The following is a 15,839-nucleotide window of genomic DNA, read 5'->3' on the forward strand; positions in this document are numbered from 1 at the left end:
GCCGTATATTTTGTTCATCCTATAATTTATTTTATCTTATTCTTATTACCTGACCCGCGTAAATTAAGTTTGGATTCGTTATTCCATTCAACTGGGCCAGCTGCTGATAGGTCGTTCCATACCTAGCCGCAATTTCCGAGAGAGTATCTCCTCTTTTTACAGTGTAATATAATGGCTGTGAACCGCCTCTGATTCTCAGCACCTGCCCCGGATAAATCAGATTTGGATTTGTAATGCCATTTTCGGCTGCCAATTGCTGATAAGTTGTTCCAAACATTGCCGCAATTCCGCTCAGTGTATCTCCACGCTTGACAATATACGTAACCGCCTCCGGCGTCGAAGGTTCCGTTTCATTCTCGGTTCTCCTTCCTTTCGCATACGCGTCCCATGCTCCTCTGTCTCCGTAGAAAATGTCGAGATCTAAATTACCGTCATAACCTGCCAGCCTTCCCGTTGAGGAATACTGGTGTATCGCGTAAAATTTGAATGCCCCTATTCCCAGATTATCCGTCCATGGATTGGATTGGTATCCTGTCGGGTCATTATTTGCGTACTGCGCCATCCATAACCCATAATTACCATTTACTACACTGCTCCAATTATAATTCCTACACGTACTTTTACTCATATATATGAGCGGCCTGACGCCAGTCAGCCGGAATACTTCATTTAAAAACTGTACCGCAACAGCAGCTCCTTGGCCGAAGCTGACATTTTCATTCTGTTCCCAGTCAAGGGCAAGAAGTGCCTCTCCAATATATCCTTTAATATTATTTACAAAATACTGTGCTTCACTGACAGGATTTCCACCGCTAAAATAGTGATACACCCCAAGTTTTTTCCCAAGTCCTTTCGCCTGCTGATAAGCACGGTCACAGTCTGGGTTCACATAACTAGTGCCCTGAGTCGCTTTGCAGATTACAAAATCACATGGCACTAGCCTTAGGTCAATTCCACTTTGATATTCAGATATATCAATTCCATTTAAACTCATAGTAGTCACCTTCCTTCACTTTATTATATGAAATCAAGTGCAAATTGACATTAAATGTCTCTTCATATTTCTATAAGAATCCTTTTACAAATACTTTAGATTAAGGTCACAATTCTCTCACATTTCCCTTTTATATTAGTATCTAACAAAGCGAAATGCTTTTTCACATAAATTTTCTTTTTCATAATTTTCTCTTTTCTGCCGGGTCCAAAAACCCGGCTTTTTTGATTTTTATTTTTCAAAATTGTTTGTTAATTTTTTGATTTAAGAAATGGTTAACGATATTCAACGTAAATACGCCATTTGCAGGCATTTTTGTTGTAAACGTGTTGCAAACGGTATTGATTTTTTATAACTTTTTTCAATGTAGATGATACAATATAGACCAATTTATTTGCCAATATTTTCCATCTCTTTTTCCCATCTACGGATATATAATTGTTATATAAGGTGGTGGTCAACATGGAGAATGAACATGAACGTATGGAAAAGCTCCTCAAAAATGAGTTGACGCGAGAAGCTGACAAGATAATCAAAGAAGTAGAAGCCGATGAGTCATTGAAAGATATCGCCTTGCCGGAAGAACTGGACACGGGCCTCAAAACAAAGATTGAGCAATACGAGGCTGAGAAAGCCGCCTACGAAATGCTTTCTGATAAGGACAAAGAAGCAATTCGTATAGGGCGAGAAATTCAAATTCAAAGGGCAAAAACCAACAATGATACCCCCTAATCCATTACGGAGAAGGGGGTGTTCTATTATACTCTCTGTACATACTTCTGGTGGATGCTTATCCAGCCGGCTCCGCTCTTGAGCTTGCCCCATGGTACGCCGTTAACATCTTTGGTTTCTACAATGGTGTATGTACCCTTGTCCTTGATGCATCCTGCGATTGTATATCCGACTCCGGGTCCTGTCCGGATATTGAGGTCACAGAGGACTCTGACAAGAAAACTTCCTGTACCATTCCCCGGGGAAGCCGTATTGTTCCCAGCATTCGAGCCTAAAGGGGGTATTCCAAATGCATTCAGCACACCTCGCGCAATGTCATCCATACGACTATTAAAAATTCCCACATCTGTTGCATTAGAAATGAAACCACATTCAACAAGCCGATAGCTATACCCTTTAGCCGCAGCTCTTTTAGGATTTGCAAGGTCCGTTCTTGGCTCTATCTTCTCAGCTCTTCCCGGTAAAATATCTTCTATGAAATTAGCTAAAGCCTTGTCGTATTTATCCGCAGGATAATTACCGTTGATAATAACATGACCCCCGCGCGCTGATTTAAATTTGGAACTGTCCATGTGCAATTCTGCAATCTGATACTCCTTCGAGATAGTCAGATGACTGATACCATTGTCTTTGTACCAATTCCGGCTCGTATCGGCAAGCATAACATTGCCACCACCAAGTACTTTAATCCGCTCTGCAAGTACCCTTACTCTTTCCGCTTCCGTGTACCCGTTTCCGCAGGCTCCCGGGTCTCCTGCTCCGTGGCCTGCAATCAAAAATAATTTTGCCATAACTTTTCCCCTTTCTGTGCGCCACCGCACATATCCTATTGTCCATTTCCCACATACACAATCGGGTAATCATGAGGATAATCGTATGGATAGTCAAGTGTCTCCCGTACCCCGATTGTGACAATTACCATTTCACCGGTTTCAGCCGTCTGCTTTGACAGATTAACCTCCGTTATCTCAATCATTTATATTACCTGCACCTCTTCCCTGTGCTTCAGTGTCTCGTCCGCCACGATATATGTTATCTCAAGCTCATACATGCCAATCTCGCGAGGATACAGTTTCATGTCCAGAATAGTCTGTTGGCCGTCGTTAAGTATCTCACACTTCCCGGATGCCTCTTCATCACCATACCGTGCGAATCTATATAAAGCACTCTCCACAATCATGTCCTCTCCCTTTGCAGAGTGGACACGGAATTTTACGTGCTTATCTTCGCCTTTCAAAAACTTAATCATTATCCTTCTCCTCTACATTGTACCGGTGAAATAGCTTCTAAGTGGACTTGCTCTTTCATTGGTTTCAATATCACCGACTCTGTCTCTGGGCATAAAAAGAATCTGGCCGGTGAAAGATGTACACATGCTCCGCTTGGGTCAATTGTACATAGCAGTGTACTATAGTAACCCACATTCCCTGCCGTATCTTCTGCATACACCTCTACGATGTAGTTCCCGCTATTGAGCTTTTTAGGGAACTCCAATATATAGGAGCTCCCTTCCCGCTTAAAAGCCACTTCTATGCCTCCATCTATCCTACCGAACACCCTCGCAACCATAGCTAGTCCTCTACTTCGATGAGGATAGTAATGGACTCTCCGGTTGTACATGTGCTCTTGGATAGGCTCGCAGACTTGATGACGGGGGCCTTGGTGTCCAGTGTTACCTGACGGGTTACTGTCGTGCTCTTTCCTGCACTGTCTGTGGCCACAATCGTAATTGTATTAGAACCTTCAACCAGATTGACGGTTGTTGAGAACGTACCATCCGCGTTGACTGTTGCTGTCGTCCCATTAACCTTTAGAGATACTGGACTGGAAGTGATGTCATTGGTATTACCTGTTACAGGGCAGGCTGTATTTTTGGTGACTAGCTTATCCGTCGGTGCTGTAACGTTCAGAGTCGGCGGTACAGTGTCAATCTTGAACGTTACACTACTCTGCGTAGCCGCATTGTCATCGTAGTCTGATACATCGAACTTGGCTGTATGACTTCCGTCAGAGAGTGCGGTAGACGGCGTATAAGTACACTGATAGCCGCCTGATATTGCAGTTTTGGTAATAGCCGAACCTGTAATTTGGACGCCACTGTCAATTGTGATTCCGACAGTGTCTGGATTGACTCCGGCTCCAGCATCTGTGACTTTCCACGAGAATGCTGGCTTGTTATTGATAATAGCCGCGCCTGCTGTTGGGTATGTAATGGAAATGGCTGGCTTGACCGTCTCCTTGACTCTTAACCTCAAGCTACTGCCAAGGGTGCTGTCCTTATCATCCTTAGTGGTTATATTTCCCGCCGTGTCCGTTGCTTTTACGGTAAGTGGATAATAATGTCCATCCCGATTGTAAGATGTCGTAGACGGAGCTGTGAGCGTGACCTTATACTTTCCCGATGCGCTGTCATAGGTTGCATCATAGGTCTGTCCATTCAATGTGACCTGAACTATCTTTATTGCCATGCCTCTATTCCTCCTCTACTTCTGGCAAGCCTGCCACACTTGTCAGCAGGGACAGCACTCCGGCCAATACGGATGCTGAAACAACCATCATTACATCTACTTCTCCGAGTACCGTTGCGGTTCCAATTGTTGCTACAGCGGTCTGTGCTACCGTTTTAACAGCTCGTACCGCCGCCGCTTTTAACCATTTCTTTTGATTATTTTTCATTGCCTTCTTCTCCTTCTTATTTTCCGTCCACTTTCATCGTACCCTTCCATATCATCTATTCGGTGATGCGCCGATTTCGTGGACTGCTCCACAATAATTACACGCTCTGAAAGCTCACTTACATTCCTTTTCACATCCGTGAGTTCTTTCTTGATTTCCTTGGTGTCGTCATTAATATTGTCTAGTTTTTGACTAATCATCGCCGTCTCGGATGCCCTGTGGCTGACATCCGCGTCCTGTTGTCTGTTATTATTTTTCGCGGCAAAATATACCGCAAAGAAAACGGATACAACCGTTAATAGCGTTCCGAAATCAACCTGCATGCTGCCTCCTACTGTGTAGTTTCTGTTGTTAGCTCTTCCATTCCAGAGTCTACCAGAATCTCGCGTACCTGCTCCTTCAGCAATCGAGGTACCTGTCCATAAGTTTTCTTACCTAACATAATCTGCTGTGCCCATAACATTGCCATCATTTCTATACCTTCCTTTCGTGTGAATAATATGATTAAATTGGTTAATAGAGTTACCATTACTGATATACCAGCTCTGACATTTCCAGCATACAAGCTGTGAGCATTTCGCTCTGTGCTTTTAGCTCTGTGTTTTCAGCCTGAAGTTTCGCCATGATTTCCGCCGGCGTTTCGCCCTTCTTGTACAAACAGGGCTCAAGAATCCCACCAGTATAGACCATTGTTCCGTCATACCTCGTGTATCCCTCATACACGGCTTGAGTCTGCCCCATCTCCTCGACAGTCATTTTTGCCGTTTTGACAGTGTCTTGGAACAGTGCTCGGAGCTGTTCCTGTGTGGCGCTGATTGTTTTGATTCGAAGAGCACCGGCCGAGTCGACATAAGCCTGCTGAATAGTCAGCTCGGCGCCATCATTAAAAATAAGTTTCATAGAATCTCCTTTCTGTGCGACGTCGCACATAAAAATAAGAGCCTATTTGAGGCTCTTGATTAACAGGTAACATCTTTTCAATCTCTATAAGAAACATGAGTTTAGCACAGTTAAATAGCAATTTAGGCACCGGAGGCATCGTAGAATCTGGCGCCGGTTATGTACGTTATAGAGATGGTACGCAACTATGCTGGATTGCCAAGAGCGCAACATACAACTACAGCACGGCATATGGTTCTGTGTATCACACAGGAGCCCAATATTTCGAGTTTGAAAAAGCATTCATTACAAAACCTTCGATAGCCGCTTCTGCCGGTTCCGCAGGTATGACATATGTGGCGAGCATACGTGCATCTAGTGACTTACAATCGGTAGGACTGACATTCTGCAACCCGGTAAGTACGTCAGGATTGTTGACTGATATCAGTATTATAGCGGTCGGTCGCTGGAAGTAAATTTTATTTATGCGTTATTTCCAACGGCCTACTGCGAACCAGTCGGCATCATGTGTCTCAACCTTATCAGTTGTGGTAGGATACTTCCGGCTGTACACGTTTGCTAAACTTCCGGTCATTTTTTGCGCTGATATAATCTCAAATACATACGCCGAACTCACATACTTTTGCTGCACAAAGAGCTGATAAGAAAGAGTATCCTTGAAAGCAATTGGGAAATTAATAGTCCCCGAGCCAGTGGTGTAGCCAATACTTACGATACCCCACATTAGGAGCGTACCGTCATTATACTTTTTATAATATGTATATCCGCTACTTCCTAATTCATATCCTAAATTATTATTTAAAGCCGTTAAATTGCTATTTAACGTGGACAAACTCATGTTTGTCTTATAGAGCTTATCTACCCCAACAATATTAAGTCCTTCAATTCGCACACGGTACAGTTTCATGTTATGCAATGTGTCACCATTCCTGATATTCCCAACTGTAACCACCGGATCTGTTGCGGCAGCTCCCGGAGTTCCTTTTATTACAGCAAATTCAGTGTTTTCAATCTCTGACGCAGAGTCTTTTGTGTATCTCCTTACAATAATGTCATTTCGCTTTACTCCCTGCGCCCCATTGTCAATTGGCACATCTGTATAAGCATTGGCCGCAATTACATCACGCCTGCCCTGAATGACCATCACGCCATCAAATATACGAACTTTATTATTCGTAATGACCTGAGCTTGTAATTGCTTACCGGTCTCTAGCACATAATCATCTGGACCGTAAGTACCAATGTTAATATCACCAAGCTGTTCGACTTCAACATGCCCATCGCCTTTGAAGCCATCGACCAATTCAGATTTTATCATCTAATTCTCTCCCTTCAATTTGTAATCTATGCTAAGTTTGCCTTTTCCATTGACAGTGATAATCTTTCGCACTACCGGACTCTTCATGGTAATCTCTGTTATTCTTTCTCGACCGCCAACAATATCTCCAAGCTCAAGGTCCATATCAGAGACAGCGATGCGGAGCTGTTTATAATTTTTCACATCCTCAAACTTGTCCCTACCATCTGCTTCTAAGTCATCCACGCTCTCAGAGCTGGTATTCTCATAGTAGAGTACACTCTCTTCGAGCCCTGTGTAATACTGTTCTTTTCGTACACTTCCATCTGGCCATGCGTACAAATCAACTCGATGGCGTTCTGCAAGCTCCCCTTTTCCAAGACATATCAAATGGTTCACGCCATCTCGATAATCAAGGATGTTGAGCTTGACATTACCATCCTCACTTATTTCAATCTGTTCCGAATAATCCACCGTCTTTTTTACCTGCAGTAACACATATCCCTTACCATTAGCCTCACCACTTATATACTTAATCTCTACGCGGCCTGAATAACGTTCGAGCGCATCCGTAAAACCGGTTAACAGATATTCTTGTAAGGGCACTTGATAGTTATGAAACACTATCCCACTATCATCATCCGAAACTGCGAACAGACTATCTAGCGACAGGGATTTTATCAAACCTTTTAATACCAGATTAGCCTCCCCATTTAGATATAGGTAATCGTTCACGTCTGGCCGGATTGCCTTCTTCGCAAGCATCCCTCTCCATATTGGCCCTGTAAGCTTTACAATACCGTCTTCCGTAACTGGATTTATTCCACGAATAATGCCACCATATTCCGTATCAGGGCAGTAGAACAGACAACCAAACCAATGTTTTTCTTTGTCATAATATTTGTTCTGAACTTTGATTTCAAAGTCATTATCTTGCCCCACATTTAGCTCCACACCACAATGCCTCAAATACCCATTTTCTTCTCCATATTTATTTGTTGTTATGAATTCCATAGTGGAGAGCTCCTTTCATTGAAAAGTACGATATCAAATCCGAAGTTTCCATTCCATGTAACCGTATTTCTTCCGGGTGGTATCTTCTCCCATATCTCACTGTCTTTGTTCCTACTATTAAATAGGTCTTCTTTGGTGCCGTCATTCAAGACTTTTATGATAGACCGGTCTACCGCATTACGAGAGCTTGAATCAATAACCGCGTATTCTCCCTCGTATAAAGTCGTCCGTATTTCATAGACATGGTTTGCAACACGAATTATAGGGTTGATACATGGCCCATATATAATCATCTTGAAGCCACTTCCAGTATAATTACTGTTCACAAGATACTGAGAATTCCTATCTTTTGCGTATTCGTATGGGTATTCATACGGATACTCAAGCCAGATGCTATCCCCCGGTGCAAAGCCAGAGTTCCTCAAGAATCGGTGTTCTACCTCATTTATCCAATAAGGATAATCCGTTATAATCTTAAGTTCTGCATCTATATGCTGCAAATCATTTACCCATCTATCTTTTTCAGTCGCCTTTATATAACACTTTAAATAACAGTTCCCTGCCCACAGCTTCCCCGGCACTCCTTCCAGAATATCTTTCTCTGGAACATCCTCTAACGCATCCATGGATTTCTTGAAATTGGGGCCATACTCGGAGATTGTTAGAGAGATTTTTTTCTCAGTTATCTTCTTTTCAAATCCTTGTATATGGTCATCATTTTCAATCTCATCCCATTCAGAATCAAAGATATCTCCATCAAAAATCATATACGGCCATTTGACAAAACTGATTTTTTCGCGGGCATTATTCTCGTAATATATATCAATCATAATTAATCAAATCCTTTATCAATCTTGCAAATATACGTTCATCACACATAAAGCCTACTTCTGCTCGTATCAGGGCGTTTGCTGTAGCTTCTCCTATTTTGTTATAATCTATATCTGTACCACCAGTCACTGAAACATTTATTTCATTTTGGCTAGAACGCTCTATCTTACCTATCATGCCCTCAAGTCCACCGTGCGACCTCAGCAGTGCATTTTCCTCTTTGGTCAGCACCGCTTCACCCTCATCCAGCCACGCCGGGAACATGTCATTGGGAACATAGTCCATTCCTATTTTCAGACGTGACATCTTGGGTAGGCTAAATGACTTTCCACCGACAATCGGAACCCAGTCCGGTGCTGTTACACTACCGATACTGCTTGCCAGACTATTCCAACCATCTACAATCGCATTAATCGGCGCTTTAAATATACCAACCAAGGCGCTGACTGCATTAGAGAATATTTCCTTGACGTTGTTCCATGCTGCTTTCCAATTCCCGGTAAAGACATTCTTCACGAAATCAATTAAATTCCGGAAGATATTCGTGATGTTCCCTATAATACTTGTGACTGTTCCACTTATGCTCCCGAAAACTGCACTGAACACTCCCATCAAGGCATTCAGGACCGGCATAAGTGGCTGAATCGCTGTTGTCACAAGGCTTACGAGCGCAGATATCAATGGCTGTACTGCAGCTCCTATCAATGTCACGATTGGCTCAAGCAACGCCGCGAATTGACTTATGAGCGGGCCAAGAAGGTCTGTAATAACTGGAAGCACCGATTCTATCAACGTAGACAGCAATGGAAGGAGTGCTTCTCCCAATGGAACCAGCAGCACTTCTACATTGCGCTTTAATTCTTCAAACATAGCGCCAAGGTCATCGTACTTGACATCTTTGATTTGGTTCATGGCATCAGCGGTATCATACGCTCCTGACTGTATATCGGCCAACTGCGTAACAACTTCGGGCCCAAGATCCTCCCACATAGTCCCGAACAGGTCGACTCCCGCCGTATTCTGTTCCAACGGGTCTTCCAGTTCTGCCAACGCCTCAATCGTCTGCTGAAAGGCTTCCTTGGCAGCTTCCCCGCCCTGCCCGAACTTAGCCGCCATTTCATCCGCATCGAGACCGATTGTCTCGAATCCTTCTCGCGTGGTATCAGAACCATCTATCACACGGATAGACATTTCTTTGACGGCATCGCCAATCTTGTCCAGATTCCATGCTCCGGTCTCAGCGCCTTTTTGAAAGATTGCGAACATGTCATCTGCATCAAGTCCGACTTTTCCGAACTGTACGGAATACTCGGAGATACTGTCAAGTAACTCACCGGAATAGTCAAGTCCATTCTGGGCCCCCGCCGCGATTAGATTCATTGCCTCATCGCCTGATACCCCAAAGTTGTCCATCATTGCCTTGGCCGCCCGAGTAGATTCTGTTATGTCATACTCAAAGGTATCCCGCAGCGCAAATGCGGATTCAGTAACACTCTGCAGACTGGCATCGTCCATATCCCCAAGATTCTGCTTTACCCTTGCCATCGCGTCCGCAATATCTGCGAAGTTTTCTCCATAATTATCGGCATAGATATCTTCAAGCACCGCTTGATAGCGTTCAGTCTCTTCCTTACTAGTTCCCGTAGCAGCAGCGAACTGATTCATAGCACTTTGCATGTTATCCGCAGTACCTACCGCAAGTGCTCCTACACCGACAAATGCCGCGCCAATACCAACAGCGGCAATAGCGGAACCCGACAGTCCTTCTGTCAGTTCACCTACTTTGCCCAGTAGCGGAACCGCTCCGGATGCAGCATCTGCAAAGGATGATGATAGGAAACCTCCTATATTGCCAAGAGGTCCATTACTTATTTCTTCACCTACGTCATCTGCCACATCTGCCAGACTTTCAATTCCTTCTTCGGCATCCGCTATGTCAGCATTTACATCGACATCAATGTTTTTATCCCGGCTCACATTCTTTATCTTGTTTTCTGCTTTTCCGGTGTCAGCATTGACATCTACTTCCATATCATCAGCACTCAGGCTATCTATGTCTGATTCAGCCTTAGAAATATCAGCTTCTACATTGATGTCTACCGCTTTATCCTCGACCTCGAATTTCATTGCCTGCTCAGCGTCTTTGCCAGCTTCTTCCCATGCTTCCGAGACATTATCGGCTGCTTTCTCAGCATTTTTTACTGTCTTATCGGACTCTGCTTTTATACTCTTCGTCTTCTGTTCTTCTATTTTTACAGTCTCATCCGCAGACTTCTTGACAGACTTTTCTACTTTCTTATTCGCTTGGGCGAGATCTGCTTCTACCTTACTGTCATCTGCCCGCAGTTCATAGATTACCTCGCCTTCTTTTGCCACATATACCCACCTGCCTTTTTATTGAAACGCCGGCACAGTGGCACAATGGCTGTTATAGTCTTATCTCAAACTCTTTCCTACAGTCTTTATTCTTACACTTGATATAGAGCTTGCTACACTTAGCTCCTTCAATATAAAAAACATTCTGTCCAGTACCGCAATACGGGCACGGCACTTTTTTAATCTTTTTTCCGTCAGCTTTCAATGTCTTGCCATCCCTTCCAGCGTGCTGAACAAGCGGTCCAATCCTGACTGTCCCCCGCCTCCTCGAACAGGCAGCGCGTAATATGATTTTAGTTCAATTATCTCCTGAACCTGCTTCTGATTCTTACCATTAAAGGGCGGTATCTCCATATCCCGGATGCGCATCACCCGCTTAATCTTGGTCTTATCAGACAGACCATTGAATAGAAAAAGGAACTTCTTCCAAGGAAGCCGCCCCTGCTCATCTATTAAGTCAATATGATAGTCCTGCATGAACGAAGCATAGATATAATCGCCATCCTCTTCAAAATCAAGAATTGGAATTGGCGACTTCCTCAGTTCCGGCCGTTTCTTTACATTCACATGCAACCGATAGATCTCATTCAATACCTTGAGTTTTTCGCCGGGACTATATAGCCTAAGATTCCAGTCGTTTTTTACAAGCATCCTTAATGCCTGCTCTGCTTTTTCATAGTCAGTAAGACCTTCTTCTCGATATAGTTTCTGTATCTCAAGAATTGTATCAAATGCAGGATTTACAATTAATTTCCCTTTACTGGTAACAATCTCCCGTCTGGGTATCTCAGTAAGGAACCCCATTTACTTCACCTTCTTAAATGCGCGCCGCTGTTTTCGGTTATACTTCTGCTGGATACTTTTTCTGTTTTGTTGGGTTATTTCACGTATTTTAGGTATCACAACGTCCGTAATGAATGGCATGACTTCAAGAGCCATCTCATTATAACGATTGTTATAGAATTCGAGGATTATTTCTGTGTCATCATCCCCAAAAACTGATTTCAAAATAGCAATCACTGCATTGCCCAACTTCTGATATGCACCAATCAACTCCCCCTTTTCCTCTGGGTCTATACTCTGGATTTCCGTCTGTGTTCTAAGCAATTCTGTGTACTGCCCGCTTAATTTTTCTACCATACTTCCGGGGTCTATACTGACATGAAGAGTGTGTACTACCTCACCAAATTCATTTACAAGTTCAAACTCTTCTGTGTATGTGTTATGCCGCTTTGCTTGATAAGCCATATTTATACCTCCAAAAAGGGAGAGCACCTCTAGCTCTCCCTACGTTGTTGTACTGATTGCCGGACGGCCATTTCCATGAATTGTAACTGTAAGAGCGTTAACAGCTCCGGAGTCACCGTAAGCCGGCGTGATGTTCGCCAATGTTATTGGCCAGATAATTACCTTCTTGCCTTTCTGTAGCTTCAGATGTGTCTTTCTTGCATTTCCAAGCTCGTACATGACCTTATCACTCAAAATGTAATTACAAGCCTCATCACCCGCTTTTACATCCCCTGTAAGGGTAAGAGTCATCTGCGCACCCGTCACCTCGGTACTTCCCCAGCCCTTATTTGCGTAATAAGTTGCCTGATACAGTACTTCGTTGAGTGACTGAGCCATGTTCTTAGTAAGCTCTGCAAGGCTTGCCCAAGCTGCCACATCGCCCTCTGGCGCAGTATTTATAAATGCTTCTGTTTCATAGTTCATTTCCGGCGTGATTGTATTTTTAGGTAGTGCCGGCTCTGCGAAAAATTGAATATCTAACTTCATGCTTTTTTGTCCTTTCTTAACAGTGAATCATATTGTTTATGATACAGGAATAATGATACGTCCCGTCCTCGTCCCTGCCGATTTTAGACGGCTCTTTCGCAATAGTGGAATCAAGCCAGCTAAAAGTGTCTCCTTTAGGATATGCCTTCAACCGTTGTAAATAATTACTAATGGAAGATAGCCATTCTAAGCATTGCTTCTGGCTCTTATGCCGACACAGGAATAGCACCGGCAGAGTTTTCACAGTCTGCTTGTTATAATAGGTAGTGCCAGTAAATCCCTCGCCCAGCTCCGCATAAATGCCGCCCTGTGCCTTAAGTTCATCAACGTCAATCTGGACATTACACTCTTTTTCTATAATGCTGATCAGCATATCAAAAAATTCAAATTGCGGTGTCACTGTCTCAACCTCCTTTTCAACGATGCCTGATATACTTTCTTCCATTCCTCCCCGTAAACTTCCTTGGCGTACTTCGCCCATTCTTCCTGCGCCAACGCGCTTGTAAAAGATAGTTTCTTTGGACCATACGTCCGGTTCGTGGGGTTTCCATACATTACGTCACCATTCCAAAGATACTGTGCATATGGCGTGGCCCAACGCAACATGAACTTCCCTTCTACCGCTTTTTTATCACTTGACGCCAACCCACTATTTTTCAGAATATGTTGGTCTACTGGAACATGCATATTAGCATCTTCAAGCGCCTGATTTCCCATATCAGTAAGCGCCGCATTATTGGCCGCCTTAATGCGTGCTACAGCTGCTGGTCTGTTAAAAGTTACTCTGGTACTTATCTTAGGCATGTTTAATCAGCCCCAATTCGTAATGGTGCAACCTGCCCTCATCGTAAAGTGGCTCAACAAGCTGGATTTTATGTTTTTGTCCGTTAAAAATAATGATATCATCTTCGGTGAACGCCACTCCTCGCGGCCGGCTATTCTTACAATCGTAGAACAATGTCGCTGCTAATTGGATTTCGGCACTATTACTATCTCGTACTACCTTGCTTGATGGTTCTATTCGGACTCGCTGTAATGTCTGCTCGTCAGTAAGGCATCCTTCACTCCAACGGTCTACTCTTTCTTCCTTGGCGTGCGTAACAGTGTGTATAAGAAGCGCTTTAGGTATAGGGCGCATAGCAGCCACCTCCCCTATAAAGAAGTCCCGTAGGTGCCAGCAGACGAAGCGCACGCGGTGCGTATATAGATTGTTCTGTACTTCCAGACGCCCCCGATGCTTTGGAAAAATTAAATTTCCCAAGGCCAGCGCTCTGGAAGTCTGCACCATTGTCCATGTCGCTACCACCGTTCGCATCCAAATATTCTATCTGGGCGCACACGGCCTTTTTTATACGCTCCTGTATCTCGCATCCGTAAGTTTCCATACGATGAGAAGATATGCGATACATGGTCATCTCTTCCACTAGCTCAGAAGCCCGCTCTAAAAGCGATGGGAAGTCGGATTCATTTACCGGCTCCCCATGAAATGCATCATAATAATAATTTTGTGTTACATAAGGCATTCCCTCGCCCCCAATCCTCATTTATGCCCCTACTTTTTGTGCCGGAGCAACCTGAATACCGTGTAGAACAGCAGCGGAACGGGTAGCTTTAAGCGCCATAGCTGCCACCATCTCAACTTCTCCTGTCTTCACCGCTCCCGGCCTTGTCATATCCGGAAGAAATATCTTAGGCTCTTTCGTGCCCTCAGGCGTTACACCGTGAACCGCATCCAAACCAATACGGAATAAGTACATATCTGTGGTACCCGCTGTAGCATCCGTCTCAATAATCGGCGTAGATGTTCCCGGCTTATCGCCCATCTTCATGATTGTCGCATTTCCGTACTTCACAATATGAGTTCCCAACTCCGTCTTTGTCTGCTGGAACTGGGTAGAAAAATCTGCAACGGACTGAAATACAGCAAACAAATCGTTATTAACCGCAATAACTCCCGGCTCTCCATCCAGTAGCTTCTCCACCTGCCGAAGCTCGTACAGGAAGGACTGCCAGTTTGCTTTTACGTTCGCCGCAGAATCAAGCTGTAAAAGGGAGCTTGCGTCTAATGTTACTTCGGTACTGGATCCCTTGAGGGCCTTCGCCATTCCGTCAAATGCAGTTGTATCCTTTGCACTGTCTCCATTGATGAACCAATCCTGAAATAAGGTACGGACCGCCGTTGTCTTCTGTTCAAGCTGAAATTTCACCAGATCAAGAACCTGTTTTTCATAGTTTGCAATAACTCGGTCAATCTGAAATGAGCCACCAAATACTTTAAGATTTACCGACACCTGTTCTGTGTCCGCCTGCTGTGGCTTGTACTCAGTATTGAGTGCTCTTCCCTCCGCAGTTGCCATTGTTTTTAGCCTGTTGTACACATAGGTCATTGTGTTTCCTCCCTGAGGCTTCACAGTATCGTCAAATACCATTGCGTCCAACAAGGGGGACTTTCTAAACTCATCAATTACATAGTTCGTCAGTTTATCCTGACTTAAATTTTTAGCCTGCGCTAATGTGAATGCTGCCATAGTAATCATCCTTTCTTATTTACCAAATAGTTGTTCTTTTAATACATCGTCCACAGTCTTCTCTTTTTTAGGTGGCTTTCCGTGGCGTTGTCCCCAACCTTTTTTATCAGGTTCACCGTCGTCGTCATCAGAAGTATCTCCATCCTTGAACTGTGGATATTTTTCCAGAACCTTATCAATCGCATCCTCGATATCTAGATTATCGTCTTTGTTCTGGTATACTTTCGCAAGTGCCAGAACATCATCAACACAATCTTTTTTAACATCGTGCTCCAGACATGTCCATCTTAATTCAAGTGCGGCTGCCTTTTCTTCTGCTTTCCTGATTTTTTCACTTGCCTCGGTCTCTTCGACATCATTGTCTGATTCCTTGGGTTTACTATCAGTTTTCTGTTTGGGCTTCTGAGATTGTTGACGCTGCCACTTGCGTTTTTCTCTTGCCAGACGTTTTTCTACGACATCGTCTATATCTTTCTGCGTATATTTCTTCTCCTCAGAATCCTCTTCTCCGTCTTCGTCCGGGTCATCACCGTCCGGGTCGTCACCCCCAGCATCTGGGCCGTCCTTGCCTTCTTCTGAACTTTCCGCGAAAAATTGGATGTTCATAGGCATTAATTTCTTTCTTAGATTCATGTGTTTCATTTTCTCTGCTCCTTTCACCGTTTATAGTCTGTGCGACTGTCTCCGGTTGCCAACCCGTATTTTAGGGCATAAA

General features: G+C 43.9%; 25 protein-coding genes. 2 read left to right on the plus strand and 23 right to left on the minus strand.

The features are described 5' to 3' along the window. Nucleotides 1–31 precede the first annotated feature (31 nt). Nucleotides 32–994 carry a LysM peptidoglycan-binding domain-containing protein gene (locus tag BN6465_RS10735; RefSeq protein WP_066734566.1) on the minus strand — a complete coding sequence of 321 codons (963 nt, stop codon included), beginning with the start codon at nucleotides 992–994 and terminating at the stop codon, nucleotides 32–34. A 462-nt stretch (nucleotides 995–1,456) separates the two neighbouring features. Here BN6465_RS10735 and BN6465_RS10740 point away from each other — a divergent pair, with 462 nt between their 5' ends. Next, complete coding sequence (locus BN6465_RS10740; protein ID WP_066734568.1) at nucleotides 1,457–1,726, plus strand: hypothetical protein; 270 nt, start codon at nucleotides 1,457–1,459, stop codon at nucleotides 1,724–1,726. Nucleotides 1,727–1,752: 26 nt separating this feature from the next. Here BN6465_RS10740 and BN6465_RS10745 read toward each other — a convergent pair whose 3' ends face one another. The 9 genes from BN6465_RS10745 to BN6465_RS10780 are packed head-to-tail and all read right to left on the minus strand — an operon-like array spanning nucleotide 1,753 to nucleotide 5,302. Continuing rightward, nucleotides 1,753–2,517: an N-acetylmuramoyl-L-alanine amidase gene (locus tag BN6465_RS10745; RefSeq protein WP_066734570.1), complete on the minus strand. Its 765-nt coding sequence runs from the start codon at nucleotides 2,515–2,517 to the stop codon at nucleotides 1,753–1,755. 35 nt (nucleotides 2,518–2,552) lie between these two features. Further along, on the minus strand, nucleotides 2,553–2,702 hold the full coding sequence (locus tag BN6465_RS20990) for a hypothetical protein (RefSeq protein WP_199882818.1): 150 nt from the start codon (nucleotides 2,700–2,702) through the stop codon (nucleotides 2,553–2,555). Next, nucleotides 2,703–2,975, minus strand: coding sequence for a hypothetical protein (locus BN6465_RS10750; protein ID WP_066734576.1), 273 nt, complete (start codon nucleotides 2,973–2,975; stop codon nucleotides 2,703–2,705). Beyond that, nucleotides 2,975–3,346, minus strand: a complete 372-nt coding sequence (locus BN6465_RS10755; protein WP_082891653.1) for a PF13754 domain-containing protein — start codon at nucleotides 3,344–3,346, stop codon at nucleotides 2,975–2,977. The genes BN6465_RS10750 and BN6465_RS10755 overlap by 1 nt, the downstream gene beginning before the upstream one ends. Beyond that, nucleotides 3,298–4,194: an Ig-like domain-containing protein gene (locus BN6465_RS10760; protein ID WP_066734582.1), complete on the minus strand. Its 897-nt coding sequence runs from the start codon at nucleotides 4,192–4,194 to the stop codon at nucleotides 3,298–3,300. Before BN6465_RS10760 ends, BN6465_RS10755 begins: the two co-directional genes overlap by 49 nt. Nucleotides 4,195–4,198: 4 nt before the next feature. Then, nucleotides 4,199–4,402 carry a holin gene (locus BN6465_RS10765; protein WP_066734585.1) on the minus strand — a complete coding sequence of 68 codons (204 nt, stop codon included), beginning with the start codon at nucleotides 4,400–4,402 and terminating at the stop codon, nucleotides 4,199–4,201. Further along, nucleotides 4,399–4,725 carry a hypothetical protein gene (locus BN6465_RS10770; RefSeq protein WP_066734590.1) on the minus strand — a complete coding sequence of 109 codons (327 nt, stop codon included), beginning with the start codon at nucleotides 4,723–4,725 and terminating at the stop codon, nucleotides 4,399–4,401. The genes BN6465_RS10765 and BN6465_RS10770 overlap by 4 nt, the downstream gene beginning before the upstream one ends. 8 nt (nucleotides 4,726–4,733) lie before the next feature. Beyond that, nucleotides 4,734–4,874 carry a hypothetical protein gene (locus tag BN6465_RS10775; RefSeq protein ID WP_227183864.1) on the minus strand — a complete coding sequence of 47 codons (141 nt, stop codon included), beginning with the start codon at nucleotides 4,872–4,874 and terminating at the stop codon, nucleotides 4,734–4,736. 56 nt (nucleotides 4,875–4,930) lie between these two features. Further along, complete coding sequence (locus BN6465_RS10780) at nucleotides 4,931–5,302, minus strand: hypothetical protein (RefSeq protein ID WP_066734602.1); 372 nt, start codon at nucleotides 5,300–5,302, stop codon at nucleotides 4,931–4,933. A gap of 95 nt (nucleotides 5,303–5,397) precedes the next feature. Here BN6465_RS10780 and BN6465_RS20230 point away from each other — a divergent pair, with 95 nt between their 5' ends. Further along, a complete protein-coding gene (locus BN6465_RS20230; RefSeq protein ID WP_199882819.1) occupies nucleotides 5,398–5,757 on the plus strand; it encodes a hypothetical protein in 360 nt (119 codons plus the stop codon). A gap of 14 nt (nucleotides 5,758–5,771) precedes the next feature. On the opposite strand, the gene BN6465_RS10785 is transcribed toward BN6465_RS20230, so the two are convergent. The 13 genes from BN6465_RS10785 to BN6465_RS10845 all read right to left on the minus strand — a co-directional run bounded on the left by BN6465_RS10785 (nucleotide 5,772) and on the right by BN6465_RS10845 (nucleotide 15,766). Next, nucleotides 5,772–6,620, minus strand: coding sequence for a gp53-like domain-containing protein (locus BN6465_RS10785; protein WP_066734604.1), 849 nt, complete (start codon nucleotides 6,618–6,620; stop codon nucleotides 5,772–5,774). Beyond that, nucleotides 6,621–7,613, minus strand: a complete 993-nt coding sequence (locus BN6465_RS10790; protein ID WP_066734607.1) for a hypothetical protein — start codon at nucleotides 7,611–7,613, stop codon at nucleotides 6,621–6,623. Then, on the minus strand, nucleotides 7,601–8,380 hold the full coding sequence (locus tag BN6465_RS10795; RefSeq protein WP_154670241.1) for a hypothetical protein: 780 nt from the start codon (nucleotides 8,378–8,380) through the stop codon (nucleotides 7,601–7,603). Before BN6465_RS10795 ends, BN6465_RS10790 begins: the two co-directional genes overlap by 13 nt. Nucleotides 8,381–8,435: 55 nt before the next feature. After that, entirely contained in the window at nucleotides 8,436–10,820 is a 2,385-nt protein-coding gene (locus tag BN6465_RS10800; RefSeq protein ID WP_066734610.1) for a phage tail tape measure protein, read from the minus strand. A gap of 201 nt (nucleotides 10,821–11,021) precedes the next feature. Continuing rightward, nucleotides 11,022–11,624: a Gp15 family bacteriophage protein gene (locus BN6465_RS10805; protein ID WP_066734613.1), complete on the minus strand. Its 603-nt coding sequence runs from the start codon at nucleotides 11,622–11,624 to the stop codon at nucleotides 11,022–11,024. Continuing rightward, a complete protein-coding gene (locus BN6465_RS10810) occupies nucleotides 11,625–12,068 on the minus strand; it encodes a hypothetical protein (RefSeq protein WP_066734616.1) in 444 nt (147 codons plus the stop codon). A gap of 39 nt (nucleotides 12,069–12,107) precedes the next feature. Then, nucleotides 12,108–12,596, minus strand: a complete 489-nt coding sequence (locus BN6465_RS10815) for a phage tail tube protein (protein ID WP_066734619.1) — start codon at nucleotides 12,594–12,596, stop codon at nucleotides 12,108–12,110. A 16-nt stretch (nucleotides 12,597–12,612) separates the two neighbouring features. Beyond that, nucleotides 12,613–12,996 carry a phage tail terminator protein gene (locus BN6465_RS10820; RefSeq protein WP_066734622.1) on the minus strand — a complete coding sequence of 128 codons (384 nt, stop codon included), beginning with the start codon at nucleotides 12,994–12,996 and terminating at the stop codon, nucleotides 12,613–12,615. After that, nucleotides 12,993–13,400: a minor capsid protein gene (locus BN6465_RS10825; RefSeq protein WP_066734624.1), complete on the minus strand. Its 408-nt coding sequence runs from the start codon at nucleotides 13,398–13,400 to the stop codon at nucleotides 12,993–12,995. Before BN6465_RS10825 ends, BN6465_RS10820 begins: the two co-directional genes overlap by 4 nt. Continuing rightward, entirely contained in the window at nucleotides 13,393–13,734 is a 342-nt protein-coding gene (locus BN6465_RS21715; protein ID WP_074017786.1) for a putative minor capsid protein, read from the minus strand. The genes BN6465_RS10825 and BN6465_RS21715 overlap by 8 nt, the downstream gene beginning before the upstream one ends. After that, the gene (locus tag BN6465_RS20995) at nucleotides 13,718–14,119 is read right to left on the minus strand and encodes a head-tail connector protein (RefSeq protein WP_199882820.1); all 402 of its coding nucleotides are present in this window, start codon (nucleotides 14,117–14,119) and stop codon (nucleotides 13,718–13,720) included. The genes BN6465_RS21715 and BN6465_RS20995 overlap by 17 nt, the downstream gene beginning before the upstream one ends. A gap of 21 nt (nucleotides 14,120–14,140) precedes the next feature. Beyond that, entirely contained in the window at nucleotides 14,141–15,124 is a 984-nt protein-coding gene (locus BN6465_RS10840) for a major capsid protein (RefSeq protein ID WP_066734628.1), read from the minus strand. A 15-nt stretch (nucleotides 15,125–15,139) separates the two neighbouring features. Further along, on the minus strand, nucleotides 15,140–15,766 hold the full coding sequence (locus BN6465_RS10845) for a hypothetical protein (RefSeq protein WP_066734630.1): 627 nt from the start codon (nucleotides 15,764–15,766) through the stop codon (nucleotides 15,140–15,142). Between the last annotated feature and the right edge of the window lie 73 nt (nucleotides 15,767–15,839).

The sequence above is a fragment of the Bariatricus massiliensis genome (assembly GCF_900086725.1).
Lineage (GTDB): Bacteria > Bacillota > Clostridia > Lachnospirales > Lachnospiraceae > Allocoprococcus > Allocoprococcus massiliensis.

Bases quoted from the DNA above. Each gene is read 5' to 3' on its own strand.
- BN6465_RS20995 (WP_199882820.1), bottom strand. From the start codon at position 14,119: ATGCCTTATGTAACACAAAATTATTATTATGATGCATTTCATGGGGAG.
- BN6465_RS10735 (WP_066734566.1), bottom strand. From the start codon at position 994: ATGAGTTTAAATGGAATTGATATATCTGAATATCAAAGTGGAATTGAC.
- BN6465_RS10755 (WP_082891653.1), bottom strand. From the start codon at position 3,346: ATGTACAACCGGAGAGTCCATTACTATCCTCATCGAAGTAGAGGACTA.
- BN6465_RS20230 (WP_199882819.1), top strand. From the start codon at position 5,398: ATGAGTTTAGCACAGTTAAATAGCAATTTAGGCACCGGAGGCATCGTA.
- BN6465_RS10805 (WP_066734613.1), bottom strand. From the start codon at position 11,624: ATGGGGTTCCTTACTGAGATACCCAGACGGGAGATTGTTACCAGTAAA.
- BN6465_RS10750 (WP_066734576.1), bottom strand. From the start codon at position 2,975: ATGATTAAGTTTTTGAAAGGCGAAGATAAGCACGTAAAATTCCGTGTC.
- BN6465_RS10790 (WP_066734607.1), bottom strand. From the start codon at position 7,613: ATGGAATTCATAACAACAAATAAATATGGAGAAGAAAATGGGTATTTG.
- BN6465_RS20990 (WP_199882818.1), bottom strand. From the start codon at position 2,702: ATGATTGAGATAACGGAGGTTAATCTGTCAAAGCAGACGGCTGAAACC.
- BN6465_RS10745 (WP_066734570.1), bottom strand. From the start codon at position 2,517: ATGGCAAAATTATTTTTGATTGCAGGCCACGGAGCAGGAGACCCGGGA.
- BN6465_RS10840 (WP_066734628.1), bottom strand. From the start codon at position 15,124: ATGGCAGCATTCACATTAGCGCAGGCTAAAAATTTAAGTCAGGATAAA.
- BN6465_RS10815 (WP_066734619.1), bottom strand. From the start codon at position 12,596: ATGAAGTTAGATATTCAATTTTTCGCAGAGCCGGCACTACCTAAAAAT.
- BN6465_RS10785 (WP_066734604.1), bottom strand. From the start codon at position 6,620: ATGATAAAATCTGAATTGGTCGATGGCTTCAAAGGCGATGGGCATGTT.
- BN6465_RS10810 (WP_066734616.1), bottom strand. From the start codon at position 12,068: ATGGCTTATCAAGCAAAGCGGCATAACACATACACAGAAGAGTTTGAA.
- BN6465_RS10760 (WP_066734582.1), bottom strand. From the start codon at position 4,194: ATGGCAATAAAGATAGTTCAGGTCACATTGAATGGACAGACCTATGAT.
- BN6465_RS10770 (WP_066734590.1), bottom strand. From the start codon at position 4,725: ATGCAGGTTGATTTCGGAACGCTATTAACGGTTGTATCCGTTTTCTTT.
- BN6465_RS10780 (WP_066734602.1), bottom strand. From the start codon at position 5,302: ATGAAACTTATTTTTAATGATGGCGCCGAGCTGACTATTCAGCAGGCT.
- BN6465_RS10775 (WP_227183864.1), bottom strand. From the start codon at position 4,874: ATGATGGCAATGTTATGGGCACAGCAGATTATGTTAGGTAAGAAAACT.
- BN6465_RS21715 (WP_074017786.1), bottom strand. From the start codon at position 13,734: ATGCGCCCTATACCTAAAGCGCTTCTTATACACACTGTTACGCACGCC.
- BN6465_RS10825 (WP_066734624.1), bottom strand. From the start codon at position 13,400: ATGCCTAAGATAAGTACCAGAGTAACTTTTAACAGACCAGCAGCTGTA.
- BN6465_RS10765 (WP_066734585.1), bottom strand. From the start codon at position 4,402: ATGAAAAATAATCAAAAGAAATGGTTAAAAGCGGCGGCGGTACGAGCT.
- BN6465_RS10845 (WP_066734630.1), bottom strand. From the start codon at position 15,766: ATGAAACACATGAATCTAAGAAAGAAATTAATGCCTATGAACATCCAA.
- BN6465_RS10795 (WP_154670241.1), bottom strand. From the start codon at position 8,380: ATGATTTTTGATGGAGATATCTTTGATTCTGAATGGGATGAGATTGAA.
- BN6465_RS10740 (WP_066734568.1), top strand. From the start codon at position 1,457: ATGGAGAATGAACATGAACGTATGGAAAAGCTCCTCAAAAATGAGTTG.